Annotated in this window: 19 protein-coding genes; 6 read left to right on the forward strand and 13 right to left on the reverse strand. The window is 57.6% G+C overall.

The genetic code is table 11. The features are described 5' to 3' along the window. Positions 1-50: 50 nt before the first annotated feature. The 7 genes from WG219_02035 to betB form a co-directional block, all read right to left on the reverse strand. Positions 51-425, reverse strand: a complete 375-nt coding sequence (locus tag WG219_02035; protein WXL26290.1) for a DUF971 domain-containing protein — start codon at positions 423-425, stop codon at positions 51-53. A gap of 54 nt (positions 426-479) precedes the next feature. Beyond that, positions 480-1,817, reverse strand: coding sequence for an ATP-dependent protease ATPase subunit HslU (hslU, locus tag WG219_02040; GenBank protein ID WXL26291.1), 1,338 nt, complete (start codon positions 1,815-1,817; stop codon positions 480-482). Between the two features lie 25 nt (positions 1,818-1,842). After that, positions 1,843-2,373, reverse strand: coding sequence for an ATP-dependent protease subunit HslV (gene hslV / locus WG219_02045; protein WXL26292.1), 531 nt, complete (start codon positions 2,371-2,373; stop codon positions 1,843-1,845). A gap of 130 nt (positions 2,374-2,503) precedes the next feature. Continuing rightward, entirely contained in the window at positions 2,504-3,190 is a 687-nt protein-coding gene (locus tag WG219_02050; protein WXL26293.1) for an SPOR domain-containing protein, read from the reverse strand. Continuing rightward, the gene (argS, locus tag WG219_02055; protein ID WXL26294.1) at positions 3,191-4,930 is read right to left on the reverse strand and encodes an arginine--tRNA ligase; all 1,740 of its coding nucleotides are present in this window, start codon (positions 4,928-4,930) and stop codon (positions 3,191-3,193) included. It lies immediately after the preceding gene. A gap of 226 nt (positions 4,931-5,156) precedes the next feature. Then, positions 5,157-6,845 (reverse strand): choline dehydrogenase, encoded by a 1,689-nt coding sequence (gene betA / locus WG219_02060; protein WXL26295.1) that lies wholly within the window; start codon positions 6,843-6,845, stop codon positions 5,157-5,159. Between the two features lie 87 nt (positions 6,846-6,932). Beyond that, positions 6,933-8,405, reverse strand: a complete 1,473-nt coding sequence (gene betB, locus WG219_02065) for a betaine-aldehyde dehydrogenase (protein WXL26296.1) — start codon at positions 8,403-8,405, stop codon at positions 6,933-6,935. A 369-nt stretch (positions 8,406-8,774) separates the two neighbouring features. On the opposite strand from betB, the gene WG219_02070 reads away from it, so the two are divergent. Continuing rightward, a complete protein-coding gene (locus WG219_02070; GenBank protein WXL27923.1) occupies positions 8,775-10,313 on the forward strand; it encodes a BCCT family transporter in 1,539 nt (512 codons plus the stop codon). Between the two features lie 21 nt (positions 10,314-10,334). Here WG219_02070 and betI read toward each other — a convergent pair whose 3' ends face one another. The 5 genes from betI to WG219_02095 all read right to left on the reverse strand — a co-directional run bounded on the left by betI (position 10,335) and on the right by WG219_02095 (position 15,257). Further along, positions 10,335-10,934 carry a transcriptional regulator BetI gene (betI, locus tag WG219_02075; protein ID WXL26297.1) on the reverse strand — a complete coding sequence of 200 codons (600 nt, stop codon included), beginning with the start codon at positions 10,932-10,934 and terminating at the stop codon, positions 10,335-10,337. Between the two features lie 260 nt (positions 10,935-11,194). Next, a complete protein-coding gene (locus WG219_02080; GenBank protein WXL26298.1) occupies positions 11,195-12,046 on the reverse strand; it encodes a glycine betaine ABC transporter substrate-binding protein in 852 nt (283 codons plus the stop codon). Between the two features lie 156 nt (positions 12,047-12,202). Further along, the gene (gene choX / locus WG219_02085) at positions 12,203-13,147 is read right to left on the reverse strand and encodes a choline ABC transporter substrate-binding protein (GenBank protein WXL26299.1); all 945 of its coding nucleotides are present in this window, start codon (positions 13,145-13,147) and stop codon (positions 12,203-12,205) included. 30 nt (positions 13,148-13,177) lie between these two features. After that, a complete protein-coding gene (locus WG219_02090; GenBank protein ID WXL26300.1) occupies positions 13,178-14,059 on the reverse strand; it encodes a proline/glycine betaine ABC transporter permease in 882 nt (293 codons plus the stop codon). Beyond that, a complete protein-coding gene (locus tag WG219_02095) occupies positions 14,052-15,257 on the reverse strand; it encodes a glycine betaine/L-proline ABC transporter ATP-binding protein (protein WXL26301.1) in 1,206 nt (401 codons plus the stop codon). Before WG219_02095 ends, WG219_02090 begins: the two co-directional genes overlap by 8 nt. Positions 15,258-16,104: 847 nt before the next feature. Between WG219_02095 and WG219_02100 the strand changes: the two genes are divergently transcribed. The 3 genes from WG219_02100 to WG219_02110 all read left to right on the forward strand — a co-directional run bounded on the left by WG219_02100 (position 16,105) and on the right by WG219_02110 (position 20,370). Beyond that, entirely contained in the window at positions 16,105-17,484 is a 1,380-nt protein-coding gene (locus WG219_02100; GenBank protein WXL26302.1) for an L-serine ammonia-lyase, read from the forward strand. A gap of 403 nt (positions 17,485-17,887) precedes the next feature. After that, positions 17,888-18,991 (forward strand): GlxA family transcriptional regulator, encoded by a 1,104-nt coding sequence (locus WG219_02105; GenBank protein WXL26303.1) that lies wholly within the window; start codon positions 17,888-17,890, stop codon positions 18,989-18,991. Between the two features lie 173 nt (positions 18,992-19,164). After that, positions 19,165-20,370, forward strand: a complete 1,206-nt coding sequence (locus WG219_02110; GenBank protein WXL26304.1) for an MFS transporter — start codon at positions 19,165-19,167, stop codon at positions 20,368-20,370. A 131-nt stretch (positions 20,371-20,501) separates the two neighbouring features. On the opposite strand, the gene gbcB is transcribed toward WG219_02110, so the two are convergent. Continuing rightward, complete coding sequence (gene gbcB, locus WG219_02115) at positions 20,502-21,602, reverse strand: glycine-betaine demethylase subunit GbcB (protein WXL26305.1); 1,101 nt, start codon at positions 21,600-21,602, stop codon at positions 20,502-20,504. Positions 21,603-21,976: 374 nt separating this feature from the next. On the opposite strand from gbcB, the gene gbcA reads away from it, so the two are divergent. After that, positions 21,977-23,275: a glycine-betaine demethylase subunit GbcA gene (gbcA, locus tag WG219_02120; GenBank protein ID WXL26306.1), complete on the forward strand. Its 1,299-nt coding sequence runs from the start codon at positions 21,977-21,979 to the stop codon at positions 23,273-23,275. 315 nt (positions 23,276-23,590) lie between these two features. Then, positions 23,591-24,568 carry a dipeptidase gene (locus tag WG219_02125; GenBank protein ID WXL26307.1) on the forward strand — a complete coding sequence of 326 codons (978 nt, stop codon included), beginning with the start codon at positions 23,591-23,593 and terminating at the stop codon, positions 24,566-24,568. Position 24,569: the final 1 nt, after the last annotated feature.

A 24,569-nucleotide genomic window follows, 5' to 3' on the forward strand; every position in this document is an offset into this window, starting at 1 on the left:
CTCTAACAGCGCGAAGCCTGAGATAAGGGGCTTGGAGGGGCGGTGAATCGTTAAAGCATGAGTTTGATGACGCTCTCATTGGGGTCGCGGGATTTACCGGCGGTGGCCAGGGCATCGAGGTACTCTTGCCAGAGTTCTTCTTGGCGTAGGCATAGCTGTTCAAGGTAGTCCCACGTAAACAGTCCGCTGTCGTGGCCATCATCAAAGGTCAGCTTGACCGCATAATTGCCTGCAGGCTCGATATTCTCCAGGCCGACATTGAGCTTGCCGGTTTGCAGAATGGGGTTGCCGTGGCCTTGCACTTCCGCAGATGGCGAATGCACCCGCAGGAACTCCGCAGGCAGGCTGTAGTGCTCGTTGGGGCCGTATTGCAGCTCCAGCGTTTTCGAGGCTTTACGCAGTTTGATGGCGGTAGGCGTACGCATGGCGTTTTCCGCTGAGCCCGTGCCTGGCGCGGGTGCACCAGGCAGGCGGGAGAGTTACAGGATGTAGCGGGACAGGTCTTCGTCCTGCGCCAGTTCGCCGAGGTGGCTGTTGACGTAGGCCGCGTCGATCTTGATGGCTTCGCCATTCTGCTGCCCAGCCAGATCGCCGGCGCTGAAGGAGACTTCTTCCAGCAGGCGTTCCAGCAGGGTGTGCAGGCGGCGGGCACCGATGTTTTCGGTCTTCTCGTTGACCTGCCAGGCGATCTCGGCAATGCGCTTGATGCCATCAGCTGCAAACTCAATGCCCAGACCTTCAGTCTTCAGCAAGGCAGCATATTGCTCGGTGAGCGAGGCATGCGGCTCGCTGAGAATGCGCTCGAAATCTTCCGGCGACAGGGCTTTGAGTTCAACACGGATCGGCAGACGGCCTTGCAGTTCCGGCACCAGATCGCTCGGCTTGCTCAGGTGGAACGCACCGGAAGCGATAAACAGGATGTGGTCAGTTTTGACCATGCCGAGCTTGGTGTTGACGGTGCAGCCTTCAATCAGCGGCAGCAGGTCGCGCTGTACACCTTCGCGGGACACGTCAGCACCACCGGCGTTGGCGCGCTTGGCGACTTTGTCGATTTCGTCGATGAAGACGATACCGTTCTGCTCGACCGCTTCCAGGGCACGGGCCTTCAGCTCTTCCTCGTTGACCAGGCGCGCAGCTTCTTCGTCGCGGATCATCTTGAAGGCGTCTTTGACTTTCAGCTTGCGGGTTTTGGTCTTGCCTTTGCCCATGTTGGCAAACAGGTTCTGCAGCTGGCTGGTCATCTCTTCCATGCCCGGTGGGGTCATGATTTCAACGCCAATCGGTGCATCAGCTACTTCGATGTCGATTTCCTTGTCGTCCAGCTGGCCTTCACGCAGGCGCTTACGGAACAGCTGACGGGTATTGGAATCGGTCGGGGTGCTGGACTCTTCGCCGAAGGTGCGTGCCGGTGGCAGCAGCGCGTCGAGAATGCGCTCTTCGGCGGCATCTTCAGCGCGGTGGCCGACTTTGACGATTTCTTGCTCGCGCAGCATTTTGACGGCGGCATCTGCCAGGTCGCGGATGATGGACTCAACATCACGGCCGACGTAGCCGACTTCGGTGAACTTGGTGGCTTCTACTTTGATAAACGGCGCATTGGCCAGTTTGGCCAGACGGCGGGCAATTTCAGTCTTGCCGACACCAGTCGGGCCGATCATCAGGATGTTTTTCGGGGTGACTTCAGCGCGCAGCTCAGCGGGCAGCTGCATACGCCGCCAGCGGTTGCGCAGCGCGATGGCAACGGCGCGCTTGGCGTCGTCCTGGCCGATGATATGGCGGTTGAGTTCGTGGACGATCTCGCGGGGCGTCATGGACATGCGGGGTACTCCGAAGCGACTGCGCTTATTCAGCGCAGTCTTCTTCCTCAATAGTCAGGTTCTGATTGGTAAAGACACAGATGGAACCGGCAATGTTCAATGCCGTTTCAGTAATCTCGCGGGCGCTCAAATCGGATTTTTGCAGCAGTGCCATGGCCGCAGCTTGGGCGAAGCCGCCACCGGAACCCATCGCGATCAGGCCATGCTCAGGCTCGACCACATCACCGTTGCCGGTAATGATCAGCGAGGCGTCCTTGTTGGCGACTGCCAGCATGGCCTCAAGGCGGCTTAGGGAGCGGTCGGTGCGCCAGTCTTTGGCCAGCTCTACCGCTGCACGAACCAGATGGCCCTGGTGCTTTTCCAGTTGCGCCTCAAAGCGTTCAAAGAGGGTGAAGGCGTCGGCGGTGGCACCGGCAAAACCTGCCAGAACCTTGCCGTGGTACAGGCGGCGAACCTTTTTCGCATTACCTTTCATCACGGTGTTGCCGAGGGAAACCTGGCCGTCGCCGCCCATGACGACTTTGCCGTTACGGCGGACTGAAACGATGGTGGTCAAGGGGGAAATCTCCACGCAGCGGGGCAAAAGTGCCTGATGGCTTAGAGATTGGGGCGGGATGGGGCGGGTTCAAGCCCTGAGCGCAGATACTCCGACAAAATGTCGTGCAAATGCGCTCAAGGGCCTGTGTTTACTGGACTTGGCGTTGCTGTAACAGCAAGTTGCTGTAACCGCTGGCGGCCAGTGACTTCTGCGCTTGACCCAGTTGCTCGCGGGTAGCGAAGGGGCCGACCAGTACGCGGTACCACGTCTCTTCACGTACCGTGCCGGACTCCACTTGCACGTTCTGGCCCAGCAGGATCAGGTGAGCGCGCAGGTTGTTGGCATCTTCTTTACGGCGGAACGAGCCCGCTTGGAGGAAGAACTGCGAAGTCACCGGCCCCTTGGCCACAACCGGCGGTGGTGGCGGTGTCTGACCGCTGAGTGCTGCCAGCGCGCGGGCTTCGTCGATCTTCTTGGCTTCTTCCGGAGTTACCGGCTTCTGCTCTGGCTTCGCGGGTGGCGGAGCCGGGGGCTCGACTGCTTGCGGTGGCAGAATCACTTCTGACTCAGGTAGCAGGGTGTAGAAGTCGTACTTAGGCTTGGCCGGTTCCTTCGGCTCGGGTTTGGCAGGCTTGGACGCTTGCGTGTTGCGGGCCTGATCTGGCCGCTCGCGCTTGATGTCGTCCTTGCCCGGTTCCAGGCTGAACAGAAAGACCATGAAGCCACCAATAACCAGGCCGCAGACCAGCCAGAACCAACCCGGAACCGGTTTTTTGGCCGGCGGTTGGTAACGACTGGCACCACGCTTGGGTGCAGGTTTCTTCTTGGCTGCCACTTACATACGCTCCAGTGTTTCCAGGCCCAGCAGTTGCAGGCCCTGTTTGAGGGTGCGGCCAGTCAGTGCGGCCAAACGCAGGCGGCTTTGCTGAGTGGCTGGATCTTCAGCGGTGAGGATCGGGCAGTGCTCGTAGAAGCTGGAGAACAGCCCGGCCAGATCGTACAGGTAGGCACAGAGCAAGTGTGGGACGCCTTTCTCAGCGACACCGTTGAGCACTTCAGAGAACTGCGCCAGTTTGGCCCCCAGTTCGATCTCTTGTGGCGCCTGTAGGTTCAATTGGCCTTCGATCTCATCGAAGCTCTTACCCAGCTTGCGGAACACGCTGGCCACGCGGGTGTAAGCGTAAAGCAGGTACGGCGCGGTGTTGCCTTCGAAGCTGAGCATCATTTCGAAGTTGAAGCTGTAGTCACTGGTGCGGTGTTTGGACAGGTCAGCGTATTTGACTGCGGAAATACCCACCGCATGGCCAATCTGGCGCAGCTCTTCTTCGCTCAGATCAGGGTTTTTACCCTTAACCAGGTTGTAAGCGCGCTCTTCTGCTTCGATCAGCAGGTCGATCAGTTTAACGGTGCCGCCGTCGCGGGTTTTGAACGGGCGACCGTCCGGGCCGTTCATGGTGCCGAAGCCCATGTGCTCCAGTTGCATTTCCGGATGGACGAAGCCAGCGCGGCGCGCCACTTCAAAGGCCATTTGGAAGTGCAGTGCCTGGCGCTGGTCAACGAAGTACAGGGCGCGGTCTGCATGCAGTTGCTGGCTGCGGTAGCGCATGGCAGCGAGGTCGGTGGTGGCATACAGATAGCCGCCGCCTGCTTTTTGCACGATCACCGGCAGCGGATTGCCTTCGGCGTTCTTGAACTCGTCCATAAAGACGCATTGGGCGCCGTTGTCTTCGGTCAGCAGGCCTTTTTCGCGCAGGGCGTCCACAATGCCCGGCAGATCAGCGTTGTAGGCGCTTTCGCCTTTAACGTCGGCCATGGACAGCTTCACCCCAAGCATGTCGTAGACCTGCTGGCAGTGGGACAGGGAGATGTCGTTGAAGCGGTTCCACAGGGCCAGGCACTTCTCGTCACCGGCTTGCAGCTCAACCACCAGCTCGCGGGCGCGGTCAGCAAACTCAGGGGATTCGTCAAAGCGCTTCTTGGCGGCACGGTAGAACCCTTCCAAGTCAGACAGCTCGCTTTCTGCGGCCTCCGGGTTGGATTCCATAAAGGCCAGCAGCATGCCGAACTGAGTACCCCAGTCGCCTACGTGGTTTTGGCGGATGACGTCGTCACCGAGGAATTCCAGTACGCGGGCAACGCCGTCACCAATGATGGTGGAGCGCAGGTGGCCGACGTGCATTTCCTTGGCCAGGTTTGGCGAGGACAGGTCGATGACCACTTTTTGTTTAGCGCCGGCTTTGCGCACGCCAAGGTTGGCGTCAGCCAGATAACTATCCAGGCGTGCGGCCAAGGCTTGGGTGTTCTGATAGAAGTTGAGGAAGCCAGGTCCAGCGATTTCGACTTTGCTGATTTGCTCGTCGGCGGGCAGAGCCGCAATCAGTTTTTCGGCCAGATCGCGAGGCTTCATGCTGGCCTGCTTGGACAGCATCATGGCGATATTGCTGGCGAAGTCGCCGTGGGTTTTGTCCTTGGTGTTCTCCACCTGAATGGCCGGGCTCAGGCCTTCAGGCAGTACGCCTTCGGCAGTTAGGCGAGTCAGGGCTTGCTGGATCAGGTGGCGAATAGTGTCTTTCATGGTCTGCTCAGTCGGCCGTTAGGCGGCGGCGCCGCAATGGCGCTGGTTGAAAACTGCGCATTATCGACGGCCTTGGGCAGTGGCTTCAAGCTGCATGTCATGGGTTCCGGCCAGCGGACGTCTGGCGGCGGTGATCTGGGGCATGACATTCGCGACTGAAGTCGCGCCTACAGGGCGTGTGCGCCACCGTGGGAGCTGCTTCAGCCGCGATGCGTGAGGGCCATCTTCAGAGTTGGCGCTGCGGTGTGCCGCGTACCGGTGCGCCATTGGCCTTGTAATAGGGGGCGTTGCTGCGCGGTAGGGGGGCGCGGCCCCGAATTTTATCGGCGATCTTTTCGGCCATCATGATGGTGGGCGCGTTCAGGTTGCCCGTGACGATGATCGGCATGATAGACGCATCCACTACGCGCAAACCCTGCATACCGTGCACGCGCCCCTGGCCATCGACCACCGCCATTTCGTCTTCACCCATCTTGCAGGAGCAGGACGGGTGATAGGCCGTTTCGGCGTGCTCGCGAATAAAGGTATCCAGTTCGGCATCGCTCTGCATATGCAGGCCAGGGCTGAGCTCGCGGCCGCGGTAACGGTCCAAGGCGGGCTGAGCCATGATCTCGCGGGTAATGCGGATGCCGTCGCGGAACTCTTGCCAGTCCTGCTCGGTGGACATGTAGTTAAAGAGGATGCTCGGATGCTGACGCGGGTCTTTGGATTTGACCTGAATCCGCCCCCGGCTCGGTGAGCGCATGGAACCCATGTGCGCCTGAAAACCGTGTTCTTGCACCCCTTTGCTGCCGTTGTAGTTAATGGCTACCGGCAGGAAGTGGTACTGAATGTTGGGCCACTCAAACTCCGGGCGAGTGCGGATAAAACCACCAGCCTCAAACTGATTGCTGGCGCCCAGGCCTGTGCCGAGGAATAGCCATTGCGCACCAATGGCGGGCTGATTCCACCACTTGGTCGCCGGATAAATAGAGACGGGCTCCTTGCACGCGTATTGCTGGTACAGCTCCAGGTGGTCTTGCAGGTTCTGGCCGACGCCGGGCAGGTCATGTACCACGGGAATATCCAGCGAGCGCAGCAGGTCGGCTGGGCCGACGCCGGAGCGTTGCAGAATCTGTGGTGAGGCAATGGCGCCACCACAAACAATCACTTCACGGCGGGCATTGGCGCTGTGCGTTGCGTTGCTATCACCCAGCAGATAGGCCACACCAGTTGCGCGTTTACCGCTGAACAGAATGCGATCGGTCAGGGCGTGGGTGACGATGGTCAGATTGGGACGCTGGCGGGCCTGATCCAGATATCCACGGCCGGTGGCTGCGCGGCGGCCTTGCGGGGTGACGGTGCGGTCCATCGGCCCGAAGCCTTCCTGCTGGTACCCGTTGAGGTCTTCAGTGCGTGGGAAACCTGCCTGCACACCGGCTTCAACCATGGCGTGAAACAGCGGGTTGTTGCCGTTTTTCGGCGTGGTCACGCTCACTGGGCCATCGCCGCCGTGGTAGTCGTTGGGGCCGATATCACGGGTTTCTGCCTTGCGGAAGTACGGCAGGCAGTCCAGATAACTCCAGTCTTCTAAGCCTTTGATCTGCGCCCATCCGTCGTAATCCATGGCATTACCACGGATGTAACACATGCCGTTGATCAGCGATGAGCCGCCCAGACCCTTGCCGCGCCCGCATTCCATGCGGCGGTTGTTCATGTAGGGTTCCGGGTCGGTCAGGTAGGCCCAGTTGTAACGGCGGCCTTGCAGCGGATAAGCAAGGGCTGCGGGCATTTGGGTGCGGAAGTCGAATCGGTAGTCTGGGCCACCAGCCTCCAGCAGCAGTACGCTGACATCGGCGTCTTCAGTCAGACGTGTGGCTAGCACGTTCCCGGCCGAGCCCGCGCCGATGATGATGTAGTCGTATTCATTGCTCATAAGCAAACCTCTGCACGCAAGCTGGCACTGGCCAGTCAATGCTGAATAGGTGGGGCGCATAAATGCGCCCGAGAAAACCAGGTGGTTTTAGAACACCGAGTTGTAATCACCCAGCTCGACCTGTACAGACTTGATACGGGTGTAGTGGGCCAGAGTAGTCAGACCGTTTTCACGGCCTACGCCGGATTGCTTGTAGCCACCCACGGGCATTTCGGCAGGCGACTCGCCCCAGGTGTTGATCCAGCAGATACCGGCCTCAAGCTGATGAATGACTCGGTGTGCGCGTGTGAGGTCGCGGGTGACGACGCCCGCCGCGAGGCCATACTCGGTGTCATTGGCGCGGCGGATGACTTCTTCTTCGCTGTCGTAGACCAAGATGCTCATCACAGGGCCGAAGATTTCTTCACGGACGATGGTCATGTCGTCACGGCAATCGGTGAATACAGTCGGTGCCACATAGGCGCCTTTGCCGTACTCGCCATCGGTCACGCGCTGGCCACCAACCAGCAGGCGGGCGCCTTCAGCGCGGCCTTTTTCGATGTATCCGAGCACGCTCTCCATGTGGGCAAAACTCACCAGCGGGCCGAAGTTGGTGGCGTCGTCCTGCGGATTGCCCAGGCGTATACGTTTAACCCGCTCCAGCACCTTGGCTTCAAAGCGCGCTTGCAACATGCGCGGTACAAATACGCGGGTGCCGTTGGTGCAGACCTGACCGGAGCTGTAGAAGTTGGCCATGACGGCGATATCGGCGGCGCGGTCCAGGTCGGCATCTTCAAAGATGATCAGCGGCGACTTACCGCCCAGCTCCATGGTCACCTCTTTCAGGCTTGAGCTGCTGGCGCTGGCCATGACTTTTTTGCCGGTCACGGTGCCGCCGGTGAAGGAGATCTTTTCGATGCTTGGGTGCTCGGTGAGCCACTGGCCGACTTCACGGCCGCTACCGGTGAGCACGTTAAACACGCCGTCTGGTACACCTGCTTCGGTGTAAATTTCTGCCAGTTTGAGGGCAGTCAGTGAGGTGACTTCGCTGGGTTTGAAGATCATCGCGTTACCGGCTGCCAGGGCTGGCGCGGACTTCCACAGAGCAATCTGGATCGGGTAATTCCAAGCACCGATGCCGGCCACCACTCCCAGTGGTTCGCGGCGGGTATAGACGAAGCTGGTGTCGCGTAGCGGGATTTGCTCACCTTCGATGGCAGGGATCAGGCCTGCGTAGTACTCCAGCACATCGGCGCCGGTGACGATATCGACATAGCGGGTTTCCGACAGCGGCTTACCTGTGTCGAGGGTTTCCAGTTCAGCCAGCTCATCGTTACGTTCACGCAGGATGTCCACGGCTTTACGCAGGATGCGCGAGCGCTGCATGGCAGTCATCGCCGCCCAGACTTTTTGACCCGCTGTTGCACTGGCAACGGCCTTTTCCACATCGGCTTGGCTGGCGCGTTGCACCTTGGCCAGCACTTCACCGTTGGCTGGGTTGATGCTGTCGAAAGTTTGCCCACTGCTGGCGGCAACGTAACGGCCGCCAATATAGAGCTGCTGTTCGGCGAATCGAGTCATGGTGGCCTCTCTTAAGGCTGTGGGAATCCTTAAAGGAATTCTCCGTTTGTGGGCAAATCACCGGGCGAGTAAGGCGGGCGCCGGTAATGGCAAGGTGAAAATCAGCCTACTTTATTTTTATTGAACGTTCAAACAATTAAGAATAAGCTCGGTTGATCGACCCAGGTGCGGCACAACGCCACACCTGTTGGAGGTGCAGGACGCGCCAGAGAAACGCGCCGCACGCCTGCGGTCATCAAAATGCAGGCGCTCAGAGCTTGCGTGCGTTTCCACTGACTTGGAGCTCAGCGGTCTATGAGTAGTCCTGCCTCTGCGATAGCTACGCCTACTGCGCTTTCCACACCTGGAAAAGTCCGTCTTAACCCGTTGGTGTTCTATGGGTCGACCAGCCTGATAGTGCTGCTTAGCCTGATTCTGATCATCTTTCCCGAAGCTGCCGGTGTTTGGCTGGGCAAGGCTCAGCTGTGGCTGTCGCGTAGCTTCGGCTGGTATTACATGCTGGTGATTGGCGCGTACTTGGTGTTTGTTTTGTTTGTGGCGCTGTCGCGCTATGGCACCTTGCGCTTAGGGGCCGAACATGAGCGGCCCGAGTTCAGCTACGGCGCCTGGGCGGGGATGCTGTTCTCGTCAGGTATCGGCATTTCACTGCTGTATTTCGCCGCCTCTGAGCCGCTTGATCACTTGTTCAGACCGCCTCAAGGCGTGGCCGGGAGCCCAGAGGCGGCAAGCCAAGCATTGCAGTTGACCTTTCTGCATTGGGGCGTGCATGGCTGGGCGATTTACGCCTTGGTCGGCTTGGCAGTGGGCTACTTCGCTTATCGCCACAAGCAGCCGCTGGCGCTGCGTTCGGCCTTGTATCCGCTCTTCGGAGAACGCTTGACCCGTGGTTGGGCGGGCAATGCGGTGGACTGCTTCGGCATCTTCGTCACCCTGCTGGGGCTGGTTACCAACCTTGGAATCGGCTCGCTGCAGGTTTCATCGGGCCTGGAATACCTGTTCGGCCTGCCGCACAGCTCCAGCGCGTTGCTCGCGGTAATTTTGCTGATGAGCTTGGTGGCCACCTTGGCGGCCGTGTCGGGGGTTGAGAAGGGTATTCGCCGCTTGTCCAACCTGAACATCATTCTGTTTAGCGGCTTGCTGGTGTTTGTCTTGCTGGCTGGCGACACTCTGCATCTGATGAACGGTTTGGTGCAGAACCTTGGTGATTACCTCAACGGTTTAGTGCTGAAGACCTTCGACCTCTATGTGTACACCGGTCAGGCCGGCAAAAGTGAAGAGTGGCTGGGCTTGTGGACTCTGTTCTACTGGGCCTGGTGGATTTCTTGGGCGCCTTTTGTGGGCATGTTTATCGCGCGGATTTCCCGTGGCCGCACGGTGCGTGAGTTAGTGTTCGGCGTGCTACTGATCCCACTGGCGTTCACCCTGGCCTGGCTATCGGTCTTTGGTAATAGCGCTCTGGATCTGGTGCTTAACCATGGCGCTGAGGATTTAGCCAAGTCCGCCGTGGAGCAGCCGGCCATGTCGATCTACCTGCTGCTGGCCTATTACCCCTGGGCCAAGGTGGTGATTGGCTTGTCGATCTGCGTCGGTTTTGTGCTGTTCCTGACCCCGGCCGATTCAGGCTCGATCATGCTGGCTAACCTGTCGCGCCAAGGCACAGAGCTGGACCAAGACGCTCCGCATTGGCTACGGATCTTCTGGAGTGTGCTGATCACCATGGTGACCATCGGCTTGCTGTTCGCTGGCAACTTCACCGCCATGCAGACTGTGGTGGTGCTAGCTGGTTTGCCGTTCTCGGTGGTGCTGCTGATGTATATGGTGGCGTTACAAAAGACCATGAAGGCCGATTTAGCAGCAGCGGACAGCGCGCACGTCGCGCTGCACAGCCAAGTACCGGCTCAGGAGTAAACCTGGAGGCAACTGGGCGGTTTAGACTTTGCCCGGTTGCTTGGCCAACTGCATATCCAAATAGTCATAGGCGATTTGCATGGCTTGCTCGGTATTAAAGGTTTCCCCCGACAGCGCGCCCCGCAGCCACAGACCGTCGATCAGTGCGGCTAGGCCACGGGCGGCGCTGCGTGCTTGCTCCAGTGGCAGCACTAAGCGGAATTGACCGCACAGGTTGGAGTACAAGCGGTGATCGTTGACCCGCTGCAACCGGCGCAAGGCGGGTTGGTGCATGCTGGTGGCCCAAAAGGCCAACCAGGTTTTCATTGCCGGACCGCTGACTTGGCTGGCATCGAAGTTACCTTCAATAATCGCCCGCAAATGCTCCCTTGGCGTGCTCGTGCCGAGGGTATGTCGGCGCATGCGTACAGCGTCCCTCAAGGCCTGCATCAGATGACGCATGGTGGCTTCAAGCAGGCCGTTCTTGTCGCGGAAGTAGTGGCTGATGATGCCGTTCGACACCCCGGCGATGCGGGCGATATAGGCGATGCTGGCGTCGCTCATGCCGACTTGGTCGACGGCTTCCAGGGTCGCGGCAATCAATTGCGAGCGGCGGATCGGCTGCATTCCAACCTTGGGCATGGGAATCTCCATCACGGGCCATAGGCGCAAAGAAGGAAGTCTAGGCCGGTTGTTATTGATCAATCAATCAACCTTGAACCTGTATGGGTTTTACTCGGCCTGCTGAGCATGGACACGCGTGCAGTCAGGTATGGACTAATGCCCTGACAGGATTTTTTAAGGATTTGCACTTGTATTGACGAGCGGGTTGGGCAGCGCGGTGGTTAATAGCAGGGATAAAAAAACGGGCCGAAGCCCGTTTTTTGTCTTTTTGGTAGTGCTTATTTCAACCAAGCGGCTACGCGCTCTGGGTTTTTCTCAACCCAGGCTTTGGCGGCTTCTTCTGGTTTTTTGCCGTCGCGGATTTCCAGCATCACGCTGCCGACTTCGTCAGCACCCCAGGAGAACTTCTTCAGGAAGGCAGTGGCTTCAGGGGCTTTGCTGTTGATGCCAGGGTTGGCCACGGTGTCGATGCGCTCGGCGTCACCGAAGACGTTTTTCGGGTCTTCGAGGAAGCGCAGTTTCCATTTGGCGAACATCCAGTGCGGGATCCAGCCGGTTACCACGATTGGTTTCTGAGCCTTTTCTGCACGGGCCAGGGCGGTGGACATGGCAGGGCCGGAGCTTGGCATCAGTTTGATTTTGGTCAGGCCGTATTCTTTAACAGCATCTTCAGCGCGGCGCATAACACCGGCACCGGCGTCGATACCGATGATTTTGCCGTCGAAATCGGCAGCGTAGGTGTCCAGGTCAGCGATGGATTTGGCTTGCACATATTCCGGCACGATCAGACCAATCTTGGCGCCAGCGTAGTTGGTGCCGAGCACTTCGACTTTGTCTTTCAGGCGCTCGTAGTACTCACCATGGGTGGCGGGCATCCACGCAGAAAGGGTGGCGTCGAGGTCACCACGGGCTACGCCTTGCCACATGATGGCAGGCTCAACCGGCTTAAGCTCGACAGTGTGGCCGAGTTTGCTTTGCAGGATTTCAGCGGCGACAAATGTGGCGGCGACGCTGTCGTCCCAGCCGTTGACGTAGCCGATTTTCAGCGGTGCTTTTTCAGCAGCAAAGGTGCTGCTGGCACTGAATACCAAGGCCGCAAGGCCAAGGCAGAGTTTACTCAGGGATTGCATGTTACTTCTCCGTCAGGTGGATGGCAGTTGTTGTTAGTTGTAGTTGTGCATCCATGCGGACTTCTTGTCGGTCCGTTGAGGCGGAAAATGCCTCCCTGCAAGGCCATTAAATGCCTTGGGTTAAAGAGGGAGGCCGTCCCGTGTACGCGGGCTTAGTTACAAGCCCAGGTGTTTCTTCACGGCGCTGAGGCCGTCTTTCCCGTCGTAGGTGGTGACGCCTGCCAGCCATTGTTCAAGCATGGCCGGGTTGGCTTTGAGCCATTCGGCAGCTACGGTGGTTGGGGTTTGCTTTTCCAGTACCTTTTCCATCAGTTGGCTTTCAATCGCCACGGTGAATTGCAGGTTGTTGAGTAGTTTGCCGACGTTGGCGCAACGGGCTTCGTAATCGGTAGGAATCACAGTGAACACCTTGGCGGCGCCGAAGTTCGGGCCGAACACGTCATCGCCACCATCCAGGTAGGTGATGTCGAATTGAGTGTTCATAGGGTGTGGCGCCCAGCCGAGGAAGACGGCAGGTTCTTTCTTCTTGATGGCTCGTTGCAGCTGAACCAGCATCCCGGCTTCGCTGGATTCGACCATTTTGAAGTCGCCCAGGTTGAATTTGTTCTCTTTGATCATGCCGTCGATCAGCAGGTTGCCGTCATTGCCGGGTTCGATGGCAAAGATTTTTCCCCCCAACTGATCTTTGAATTTAGCGATATCGGCAAAGGTCTTAAGGCCTGCCTCAGCGGCATAGGTGGGTACAGCAAGTGTGTACTTGGCACCTTCGAGGTTGGCTTTAGGCAGTACCTTGAGGCCGCCTTTTTTCAGGAAGGGTTCGATGATGGAGTCCATCGACGGTGCCCAGTAGCCGAGGAAGGCGTCAATCTGGCCCGTTTGTACACCGGTGAATGCAATAGGTACCGAGGCCATGGTCTTGCGGGGCTGGTAACCCAGCCCCTCCGCCAATGTCATGGCGACCCCGGTGGTGGCCGCAATATCCGCCCAACCAATCTCAGCAAAACGCACTACCTTGCAACTTTCTGGCTCTTGCGCCCATGCGTTTTGCAGCAGTGTTACTGAAAGCAGGCTTACACTGGCGAGCTGTTTGAGCTTCTTCATATGCGACCTCTTTTGCGGGGAATTTTTAGTTCATTGGCGTTGTAGTTTTGCGCTTACCCAACTAAAGAACGTGCTGCGTTTTGCGGCTTTGGCGGTGCCGAAGCTTTCTGTGATGCGGTCAAGAATGATCGCCAGCAGTACTACAGCCATGCCACTTTCAAAGCCCAGACCGATATCCAAACGTTGGATACTGGCCAGTACATCGTTACCCAGGCCGCCTGCGCCGACCATGGAGGCAATAATCACCATCGACAGTGCCATCATGATGGTCTGGTTGACCCCAGCCATGATCGACGGCATGGCGTTGGGCAGCTGCACTTTGAACAGCAACTGAGTAGGGGGGCAGCCGAAGGATTGGCCCGCTTCGATCAACTCTTTGTTGACCTGACGAATGCCCAGTGCGGTGAGGCGTACCGCTGGCGGCATGGCGAAAATCACCGTGGCAATGATGCCGGGCACGCGCCCCAGACCGAACAGCATGGCGGCCGGGATCAGGTAGACGAACGCGGGCATGGTCTGCATGAAGTCGAGAACAGGCCGCAGGATGGTGGCAACCCGCTCGCTACGTGCGGCCCAGATACCCAGCGGAACACCTAGCAGCAGGCTGATGAAGGTGGCTGAGAAGGTCAGGCCGAGGGTGACGACGGTCTGTTCCCAGAAGCCGGTCATGACGATCAGGCTGAACGCGGCGGCGGTGAAAATCGTAAAGCTTGCCCCGATACGCCACAGCCCCAAGGCTACGAAGATGCTGATCAGCAACCATGACGGTGGCGCCATCAGCAGTTTTTCGACGCCTTCAGAAAAACCATCAACCACGCTGCCGATGCTATTGAAGGCTTCGCTGTAGTTGTCCAGCAGGTGTTGGACGATATCGTTGACCCAACTGCCCAGGTCGAGTTTTTTGTCACTCATAGCTTTCTCCCTGCAGGCGGCTTAACAAGCGGCCTTTGCTGATGGCGCCGCAGTAGCAGCCGTTTTGATCAATCACCGGCACCGGACCTTCGTTGTCGACCAAGCGTTCGATGACTTCATTCAGCGTGAGGTTTTCAGGGATCGGTGCCACTTGCTTCAGCACTGAGCTGTCCAGGGCAACGCTGTTGCCGCCTTCGACGAGCAGCGCGATTTTTTCCAGGCTGATGGAGCCTTTAAAGGCGTTTTGTTCATCCACCACAAAGGCGTAATGCTTGTCTTTGGCCAGCAGCTCTTTGCACACCGTCTGTGCATCCGGCGCTTTGCCGTTGTGCACGTAGACCGGGACGCTATCGGCTTTGAGCTGGCCTGCGGTGAGGTAACGGTTAGTGTCGACGGTATTGAAGAAATTGCGCACGTAATCGTTGGCGGGCTTGTCGATCAGCTCCTGCGGGGTGCCGACTTGAATCAGGCGGCCGCCTTCCATGATGCCGATGCGGGTGCCAATGCGGATGGCTTCTTCAATGTCGTGGGATACGAAGATGATGGTGCGGCGGTCGGTTTTTTGCAGCTCCAGAAGGATGTCCTGCATTTCCCGGCGCTTGAGTGGGTCAAGGGCGGAGAAGGCTTCGTCCATGATGATCATGGATGGGTTTACCGCCAGGGCGCGGGCCAAACCGACCCGTTGTTGCATACCGCCGGACAGTTCACCAGGCAGTTTATGGGCGAACGTATCCAGGCCCACTTGCTTAAGAACGTGCATGGCGCGCTCTTCGCGTTCTTTCTTGCTCTTGCCTGCGACTTCCAGACCGAATGCTGCGTTTTCCAGTACGGTGCGCGAGGGCATCAGGGCAAAGGATTGAAAGACCATGCTCATGTCGCGGCGGCGCAGGTCAATCAGGTGTTTTTTCGGGAGTTTTGCGACGTTCTGTCCGTCGATATAGACGTTGCCTGAGCTGGGTTCAACCAGGCGGTTAATCAGGCGAATGAGCGTTGATTTACCTGAGCCGGAAAGGCCCATGAGAACAAAAATTTCGCCTTCTTCAACGCTAAATGAAACATCGCTGACGCCGATAATCGCGCCTTTTTCTGCAAGAATCCGTTCTTTGCTCCAACCTTGCTGTAGCAGGTCGATGGCTTCCTGTGGATCTGCGCCGAAGACCTTGTAGAGGTTCTCGACGACGATTTTTCCAGACTGCATGGGATGAGTCCCCTTCAGTAGACATCCAGATCAGTACTGCGGACCGGACCATAGCCGGGTGGCGTTTGGGCGGTGATGCCGACTGCTCTTGCCTGTGTGGTTTACTGGGTTGCTGGGCCGGCGCGCGGTTTGCGCGGTGGCCTGAGAACGGGGTGCGACCACATTTATTTCAGGCAGCCGAGGCTGTCTGGTGGTGTGCGGGTGTTCTAAAGCCATCAAGCAAACCGTGTTCCAAACCTACTGGCAGTGTTACGAAGACCTTCCTTGGCGTTTCACAGCGAATCCTGCGCTGCACGTACTTCCGAAATTTTCTTGTTTGACCTCCCTGCTCTGAAGCAGTCAGGTACTTATTGGTGTTTCGGTCCGGGCTCTGGTTTCCCGGTCTGCCGAGCACACTCCTGCGCGGCAGTGACGAAATCGAGTGACTCAACGATATAGCCTTCAGTCCTTGGCAATTGTCGGTTTGCGACTCTGACGTGTTGTCTCACGACATGGTCTTCATCTGCCTGGCCAGCCGGGGCGCTGCCCAGAGCATGTCGTAAAAACTCAAGTGAAGCAGGGTTCAATCAGAGGTTGCAGTGGGCGAGGTGTTTACATTAGTGCACTGAAACGGAGCGTTTCATTTGGGCTAATTAGCCCGGCAAGTCAGTGGGGGGATGTGCTGCGGGTTGTTTATCAGCCCGTGTAGCCAGTTGTTTCAATACGGCTTGCGCAAAGTAACGACATTTTTCGTGATGATGAAAGCGACCTGTGCTGACGTATTTAGATAAGCCTGAGTCGGTGTTGGACGACGCTGTAAGGACGAAATCCTGATCATGGCCGCGAGCTAATTGTGCGGGAGAGTGTTGTGGCTATCAGCGTTTTCGACTTGTTCAAAATCGGCATTGGTCCGTCCAGTTCCCATACCGTGGGCCCCATGCGGGCAGCGGCCCAATTCAGTGCAGTACTGGTCGAGTATGGCTTGCTGGACGAGTGCCAGCGAGTTGAGGTGCGTTTGTATGGCTCGCTCTCTGCCACTGGTATCGGCCACGCGACCGACCGTGCAGTGATTATGGGTTTGATGGGGGAGTGGCCTGATCAAATTGATCCGGCCAGCATCGCCCCCCGGATTGATGCATTGCTGGCAGACAAGCAGCTACTGCTGGCGGCAAAGACGGCTGTTCCTTTTGAGTGGGAGCGGGACATGCTCCTGCTTGAGGAGAGCCTGCCGTACCACCCAAATGCCATGCGCCTGAGCGCCTTCGCAGCAGATGGTAGCCTGCTTTACAGCAACACTTATTATTCGATCGGTGGCGGCTTTGTAGTCGATGAAGCACAAGCCAGCAGTGGTCAGTTGGATCAGGACCAGACGCAGCTGCCCTACGACTTCAATAGCGCCGAAGAGCTGTTGCAGCTGTGCCAGGAGCACGGTCTGCGGGTCTCCGAACTGATGATGGCCAACGAAAAGGCTTGGCGCAGTGAAGAGGAAATACGCAGTGGCCTGATGAAGCTGTGGCAAGCCATGCGTGATTGCGTGGATAGCGGCTTGCGCCAAGAAGGAACGTTACCGGGCGGTTTGTTTGTACAGCGTCGGGCTGCGCGTTTGCACCGTAGTTTGCAGCAGATGAGTCGACCCAATGTAATTGGCTCCACACTCAGCGGTATGGAGTGGGTCAACCTCTTTGCTTTGGCCGTGAACGAAGAAAACGCTGGGGGCGGGCGCATGGTGACGGCGCCGACCAATGGCGCGGCAGGCATTATTCCGGCAGTACTCCATTATTACGTGCGCTTCAGTCCTGCAGTGACTGAGGACAATGTGGTGGATTATCTATTAGCGGCTGCTGCAATCGGTATTTTGTGCAAAAAGAATGCATCCATATCCGGTGCGGAAGTGGGCTGCCAGGGTGAGGTGGGGTCTGCTTGCGCCATGGCGGCTGCAGGTCTGGCCGAGATATTGGGTGGCACGCCTGGGCAGGTCGAAAACGCTGCTGAAATTGGTCTTGAGCACAACTTAGGGCTGACGTGTGACCCAGTCGGTGGTTTGGTGCAGGTGCCTTGTATTGAGCGTAATGCTATCGCGGCAGTGAAGGCAATCAACGCTGCGCAAATGGCGTTGCGCGGTGATGGCCAGCACTTTATTTCCCTCGACCGGGTGATCCGCACCATGCGTGATACCGGCGCGGATATGCATGATAAGTACAAGGAAACCTCGCGCGGTGGGTTGGCCGTCAGCGCAGTAGAGTGCTGATGCCCTGGTTGGTCGCGCTACCTGGGATTGCCCGCATTAATGTGCATTTATGGTGCGCGATTGCCAGGCGATGGCGGGGTCAGCCAAGTGTGGATTGCGGTTACGAGGGTGGATGTAGGTGCGCTAAAGAGTGACAACGTTCCCCACTGCGTGTGCTACCGAAATGCCCAGTCGGTGCTAGGGCTACGCGGCATTGTCGTGTCGCGCACAGACATGACCTGCGGTCGCGATCAGAGAATCCGACTGGTTGGTCGAGGGTACAAATTTTTATTGAACAGGTAATCAATTTAGGCACGCCCTTTGCCTAATGCTAGTCACCCTAATCGGGCAGTTAATAAAAACAATAGAAGAGCCTCCTCGTAGGGCTCTAAACAGTGTGTTGCTTTGCGTGAGGATTCCCCTGATGTCATACCTCAACTCTGGCGCCCAGCCGCCCAAAGGTAATACCGCTCCACAAACCATTGGTTTTCTCCTTCTGGACAACTTCACCCTGATCTCGCTGGCCTCGGCAGTAGAGCCTCTGCGCATGGCCAATCAGCTGTCTGGTAAGGAGTTGTATCGCTGGCACACGCTTTCTCTCACCGGGCAGCCGGTCAGCGCCAGTGACGGTTTGCAAATCACCCCGGACACCAGTTTCGCCAGCGCTCCACGGCTGGATGCGGTCATTGTCTGTGGTGGTGTGGATATTCAGCACAGTGTTACCCGTGAGCATGTGCAGTGGCTGCAGAGTGTGTCGCGTCAGGGGGCTCAGCTGGGTGCTGTGTGCACGGGCAGTTGGGCTTTGGCTAAAGCTGGCTTGTTGGATGGCTTTGAATGCAGTGTGCATTGGGAGTGTTTGGCGGCGATGCAGGAGGCCTTCCCCCGTGCAGGCGTGAGCACGCGCTTGTTCTCCATCGACCGCAACCGTCACACCAGCTCAGGCGGTACTGCGCCAATGGACATGATGCTGCACCTGATCGGTCGCGAGCATGGTCGTGAGTTGGCCGCCGCGATTTCTGAGATGTTCATCTACGAACGTATCCGCAACGAGCAAGATCACCAGCGTGTGCCGCTCAAGCACATGCTGGGCACCAATCAGCCGAAGCTGCAGGAAATTGTCGCGCTGATGGAGGCTAATCTGGAGGAGCCAATCGACCTTGATCAGTTGGCTATGTACGTGGATGTGTCGCGCCGTCAGCTGGAGAGGTTGTTCCAGAAATACCTACACTGCTCGCCGTCGCGCTATTACCTGAAGCTGCGTCTGATCCGTGCCCGTCAGTTGCTTAAGCAAACCAGCATGTCGATCATCGAGGTGGCGTCGGTATGCGGTTTTGTATCCACGCCGCACTTCTCCAAGTGCTACCGCGAGTATTTTGGCATCCCTCCGCGTGATGAGCGCGCAGGTCAGCAAAACAGCAATGTGGTGCTGATGCCAATGCCTGAAGAGCTGGCCCGCACGCCTTCGGCAGCCGTTGCTGCGCTTAATCGAGCACAGGGTGAGTCTACTTTTGCCAGTGTGCGCCTCTAAACGTTGATCCACAGGCCCCTCAAGCGGGGGCCTGTCCTGATGTTTTCCACCCCTGGCAGGCATAGGCTACTGCCATAGTTGTGTGTCCTTGCGTCTGCAAGCCGCGTAGAATTCTCGCGCTATCGTTCTGTTTCCCGCTTTCAGTTCTGCTGTTCTCATCAACGGGTTCAACAATGAAATTGCCAGGATCGCCTTTCTTCTGGGTGAGTTTTGCCATGATTGTCGGAGGGATGAGCACGGCGCTGATCAGCCCGCTTTATCCCTTGTACCAGATCGAATGGGACCTGCTTGTCAGCCAAGTGTCGCTGATTTATGTGGTGTACATGTTTGGGGCATTGGGCTGCTTGCTGTTTCTGGGGCGGTTGGCGGATCGGATCGGTTTTCGTAAGGTCTTGGTCGCAGGTTTGGTGCTGATGCTGCTCGGCACCGGCCTTACCGTAGCGGCGTGGGATATATACAGTCTGTTGTGCAGCCGCTTTATCGTCGGGGTGGCCGCCAGCTTGCTGACAACATCGGGCACGGGCTACTTGTTGGGTTCGTCAGAACCTGATTCTTTGCCGCGGGTATCGACGATTACCAGTGTGCTGGTGACCATCGGCTTCGGCCTTGGGCCATTGCTGGGGGGGATCATCGGCCAGTGGCTGGCGTACCCGTTGATCACCGCCTATATCCCTGTGCTGGTGCTGGGCACCTTGGCGCTTTACGCGCTGCTCACCCAAGTGCCATCACTCAAGATTACCCAAGCAGGCCCGGTTGCTCACTGGTTGAAAAGTTGCTTGCCGAGGCTGACATGGCCTGCCCATAGCAGTTCGGGTGTGTTTCTACTGATCTGCTGGTTTCCGTTTGTGGCCTTCAGTGTGTTCGGTCTTTATGCCTCCATTGCCCCTCTTTTTCTGGAAAAAATGGTGAGTTGGCATGGCCCGTTTGTGGGCGGCGCTGCCATCGCCTTGATCCTGTTTATTTCGGCCAGCATGCAGGTGGCCTGTCGGCAATTGCACATCCACATCAATGGCATGTGGGGGATGCTGGCTATGGCGATGAGTAATGCGCTGATGATCATTAACCTGCACCTGGGATCATCACTGGTGTTTGTATCTGGGGTGCTGCTGGCCGCCATTGGTCATGGCATGGTGATGTTGGCGGGGGCGAGCATGGTCAACCGTCTGGCGTTGCCCCATAACCGCGCCGGGATGTTTGCGACCTTTTGGGTGGCCGGTTATATCGGCGCGATAGGGCCGATGATGGGCATGGGCTGGATCGCTGACCACTGGGGCATCAGCACATCGGTGACGGTGTTCTGCTCGTCAATCATTCTGATTGCGGTGGTGCATGCGCTATTTACCCGGCGCCATCCTGGCTTACGGGCAGTGCAGGGCTAACCGCGTAGCCTGGATTGGCCGCAGGGGTAATCCGGAGGATGCTAGTGCTGACTGCGTGGGGCGGGCTCTAGTGTTGAGTGAGACCGCTACGGCGGAAACGCTGTGCGGTTCCGCCCTACGATTCTGGGTGTTCAGAAATCAATCGACACGTCGCTGGTCGGCACGCTGCAGCAGGCGAGGATGTAGCCTTCAGCTACGTCTTCATCGGTGATGGCGCCGTTGTGCTCCATGTTCACCTCGCCGCTGTTTTTCATCACCTTGCAGGTGCCACAAATGCCCATGCCACAGGCTTTGGGGATGTGCAGGCCGATCTTGGCCGCCGCTGCATGGACGGTTTCACCAGGGGCAATGCGGATGCTTTTACCGGTGCTGCTAAAGCTCACCTCAAACATATCGGCTTCTGCAGGGGCGGGCTCTTCGGCGGCTTCGGCAGCCAATTCGCAAACCTCTTCGCGGACCTCTTCAGGTGTCGGGCCAAAGGCTTCTTCGTGGTAGTGGCTCATGTCGAAGCCGCTGGCTTCGAGCATGCGCTTCACTGCATTCATGTAAGGCGTAGGGCCGCAGCAGAAAATCTCCCGTTGCATAAAGTCCGGGGCTATCAGTTCCAGCATCGGTTTGTTCAGGTAGCCGCGGTAGCCTGACCAGGGCTCACCAAAACCGTGTTTTTCGCAGATCAAATGCAGGTTGAAGTTACTCACCCTGGCCGCCATGTGTTCCAGCTCACGGTGGTAAATGATGTCTTTCGGCGAGCGGGCGCTGTGTACAAAGACCATGTCCACGTTGGCGTTGGTGTCGTAGAACCAGCGGGCCATGGACATCACCGGGGTGATGCCGACGCCGCCGCTGAGGTACAGCACCTTATCTGCAGGAAAGTCGATGGCGTTAAACATCCCCACAGGGCCGTGTACGGCGATTTCCTGACCCGCCTCCAGGTTGTCGTGCAGCCAGTTTGAAACCTTGCCGCCAGGTACGCGCTTAATGGTGATCGAGAAGCTGTACGGCACTGAAGGCGAGCTGGAGATGGTGTACGAGCGCATCACCGGCTCACCGTCGATCTTCAGTTCCAGAGTGACAAATTGCCCTGGCTTGAAGAAGTACATCAGCGGCTGATCAGCCATAAAGCAGAAGGTGCGTACATCCCAGGTCTCCTGAATGATTTTCACGCAGCGTACCGGGTGACGGCCGTTGCTCCAGGTCTGGGTGGTGACAGGGTTCAGGAAACTGTTCGACATGGTCGTGATCTCGCGCACGGCGGCCTGTTGTCGGCCGGATGGCACTGATTGTGCGCATCGCTCCTGGTGCTCATTTACCTGTCTGCGACATTTGCATGCTTATCACGACCTGCCCCGTGGGACGGGCCTTGCCGCGTCGGAAACGGATGTGGGTGTGTCGTGCATAGGTAAGGATTGCTGGGTCTTCAGGGCCAAACTCCAGCCAGCCGAATAACAAGGTCATTAGCAGGTTCGCCTTTCTGACAGACGCCTTCGGCGGGCATGAGAGGGCTGACACTGCCGCCATGCGTGAGTCGTTGCCGAGGCTGGCAGCGCATTTGATTAGCCATTTGATTACGGCCATTTGCAGCGCGAGTGGCCCCGAGGACAGACCGATGGATACGACCGTTACGTTGGGCCTGGGTGATGTACTTGAACCTGCACGCAAGGCCACCGCAGAAATGCTGCAAAGCCGCGAGCGCACCTTTTCCCTGCCGCAGCCGTTCTATAACGACGAGCGCCTGTTTAAGATCGACATGCAGGAGATCTTTCATAAGGAGTGGCTGATTGCGGGCATGACCTGCGAGATTCCGGCTAAAGGCAACTTCCTTACGCTGCAAATCGGCAACAACCCCATCATTGTTATTCGGGGTGCAGAAGGCAGTGTTCACGCCTTCCACAACGTGTGCCGTCACCGTGGTTCGCGTTTGTGCACAAGCGACAAAGGCAAAGTGGCCAAACTGGTTTGTCCGTATCACCAGTGGACGTACGAGCTGGACGGCCGTTTGCTCTTTGCCGGCACTGAAATGGGCGAGGACTTTAAGCTCAGCGACTACAACCTTAAGCCGGTGAACTGCAAAGTCGCAGGCGGCTACATCTTTATCTCTCTGGCGGAAAACCCACCTGCCATTGACGATTTCCTCTCCACGCTGTCGCACTACATGGAACCGTACGACATGGAGAGCACCAAGGTGGCGGTGCAGACCACCTTGATGGAAAAAGCCAACTGGAAGTTGGTGATGGAGAACAACCGCGAGTGCTACCACTGCAATGGATCGCACCCGGAACTGCTCAATACCCTGCTGGAGTGGGATGACGTTACCGACCCGCGTGCCACCCAGGCCTTTAAAGATCAGGTCGCGGAGTGCACCAGCCGCTGGGATCGCGACAAGATTCCCTATGCCCACGCCAGTTTCGGTCTGCGTAACCGCATCGTGCGTATGCCACTGCTCAAGGGCACTGTGTCCATGACCATGGACGGCAAGCCAGGCTGCAATAAGCTAATGGGTCGCATCACCGATCCGGATCTGGGCTCCATGCGCATCTTGCACCTGCCGCATTCGTGGAACCACTGCATGGGCGACCACATGATCGTCTTCACCGTGTGGCCGATCAGTGCGCAGGAAACCATGGTCATCACCAAATGGCTGGTGCACAAAGATGCTGTTGAGGGTGTCGATTACGACGTCGCCCGTCTGCGCGAAGTGTGGGATGCGACTAACGCACAAGACCGTCAACTGGCTGAAGAAAACCAGCGTGGCATCAACTCCACTGCCTACCAGCCTGGCCCGTATTCCAAAACCTACGAGTTTGGTGTGGTCAACTTTATCGACTGGTACAGCGAGCGCATGCTTAACAACCTAGGTGCAGCGCCTGCTGCCTACCTGCGCACAGTTGGGAATGACTCAGCATGACCCTGTGCCTACTGCTGCTCTTCGGTGTAACCCTGTATGGCGTGCTGGCCGCACGCATACAGCCGTGAACCGGTCCGTGCTCTCACACTGAGATCCTTCCACAGGGATCACGCTCGCCTCTGTCAACGTTGGTTCGGCAGAGGCTTTTTTTTGTCTGCTTGGCGGGACCGGGCGACCTGCCTAAATGCGACTGTGGCTTGACGCTTTCGGCAATACCCCGGTCGCTTTTGTGCCGGGCTGCTTTAGCCCTCGGGGATATTCTCACTGCATAGCGCCAGCAACGGGTTTGGCGACACAGTTTGAGGGGAAAGCCAGATGAGCCCAGCCGAATTACACGCCGACAGCATCGTTATTGACGGGCTGATCATTGCCAAGTGGAACCGCGAATTGTTTGAAGACATGCGTAAAGGTGGCCTGACTGCGGCCAACTGCACGGTGTCGGTGTGGGAGGGGTTTCAGGCCACGGTCAACAACATCGCCGCCAGCCAAAAACTCATCCGCGAAAACAGCGACCTGGTGATGCCCGTGCGCACCACTGCGGACATTCGCAAGGCTAAAGAGTTGGGCAAAACCGGCATCCTGTTTGGCTTCCAGAACGCCCATGCGTTTGAAGATCAATTGGGCTACATCGAAGTGTTCAAGCAGCTTGGCGTGGGCATCGTACAGATGTGCTACAACACCCAGAACCTCGTGGGTACCGGCTGCTATGAGCGTGATGGTGGCTTGTCTGGTTTTGGTCGTGAAGTGGTCGCGGAAATGAACCGCGTGGGCATCATGTGCGACCTGTCCCATGTGGGCTCTAAAACGTCTGAGGAAGTCATCCTCGAATCGAAAAAACCAGTGTGCTACTCACACTGCCTGCCGTCGGGCCTGAAAGAACACCCGCGCAATAAGTCTGATGAAGAGCTGAAGTTCATTGCCGATCACGGTGGCTTTGTTGGCGTGACCATGTTTGCGCCATTCCTGGCCAAAGGCATTGACTCCACCATCGACGACTACGCCGAAGCCATTGAGTACACCATGAATATTGTGGGTGAAGACGCCATCGGCATCGGCACCGATTTCACCCAAGGCCATGGTCATGACTTCTTTGAATACCTGACCCATGACAAGGGCTATGCCCGCCGCCTGACCAACTTTGGAAAGATCATCAACCCGCTGGGAATTCGCACAGTAGGCGAATTCCCCAACCTCACCGAAACCCTGCTTAAGCGCGGCCACAGCGAGCGCGTGGTGCGCAAGATCATGGGTGAGAACTGGGTGCGTGTTCTTGCCGACGTCTGGCACGAGTAGG

Origin of the sequence: Pseudomonas mendocina, from assembly GCA_037482215.1 — a bacterium.
Lineage (GTDB): Bacteria > Pseudomonadota > Gammaproteobacteria > Pseudomonadales > Pseudomonadaceae > Aquipseudomonas > Aquipseudomonas mendocina_E.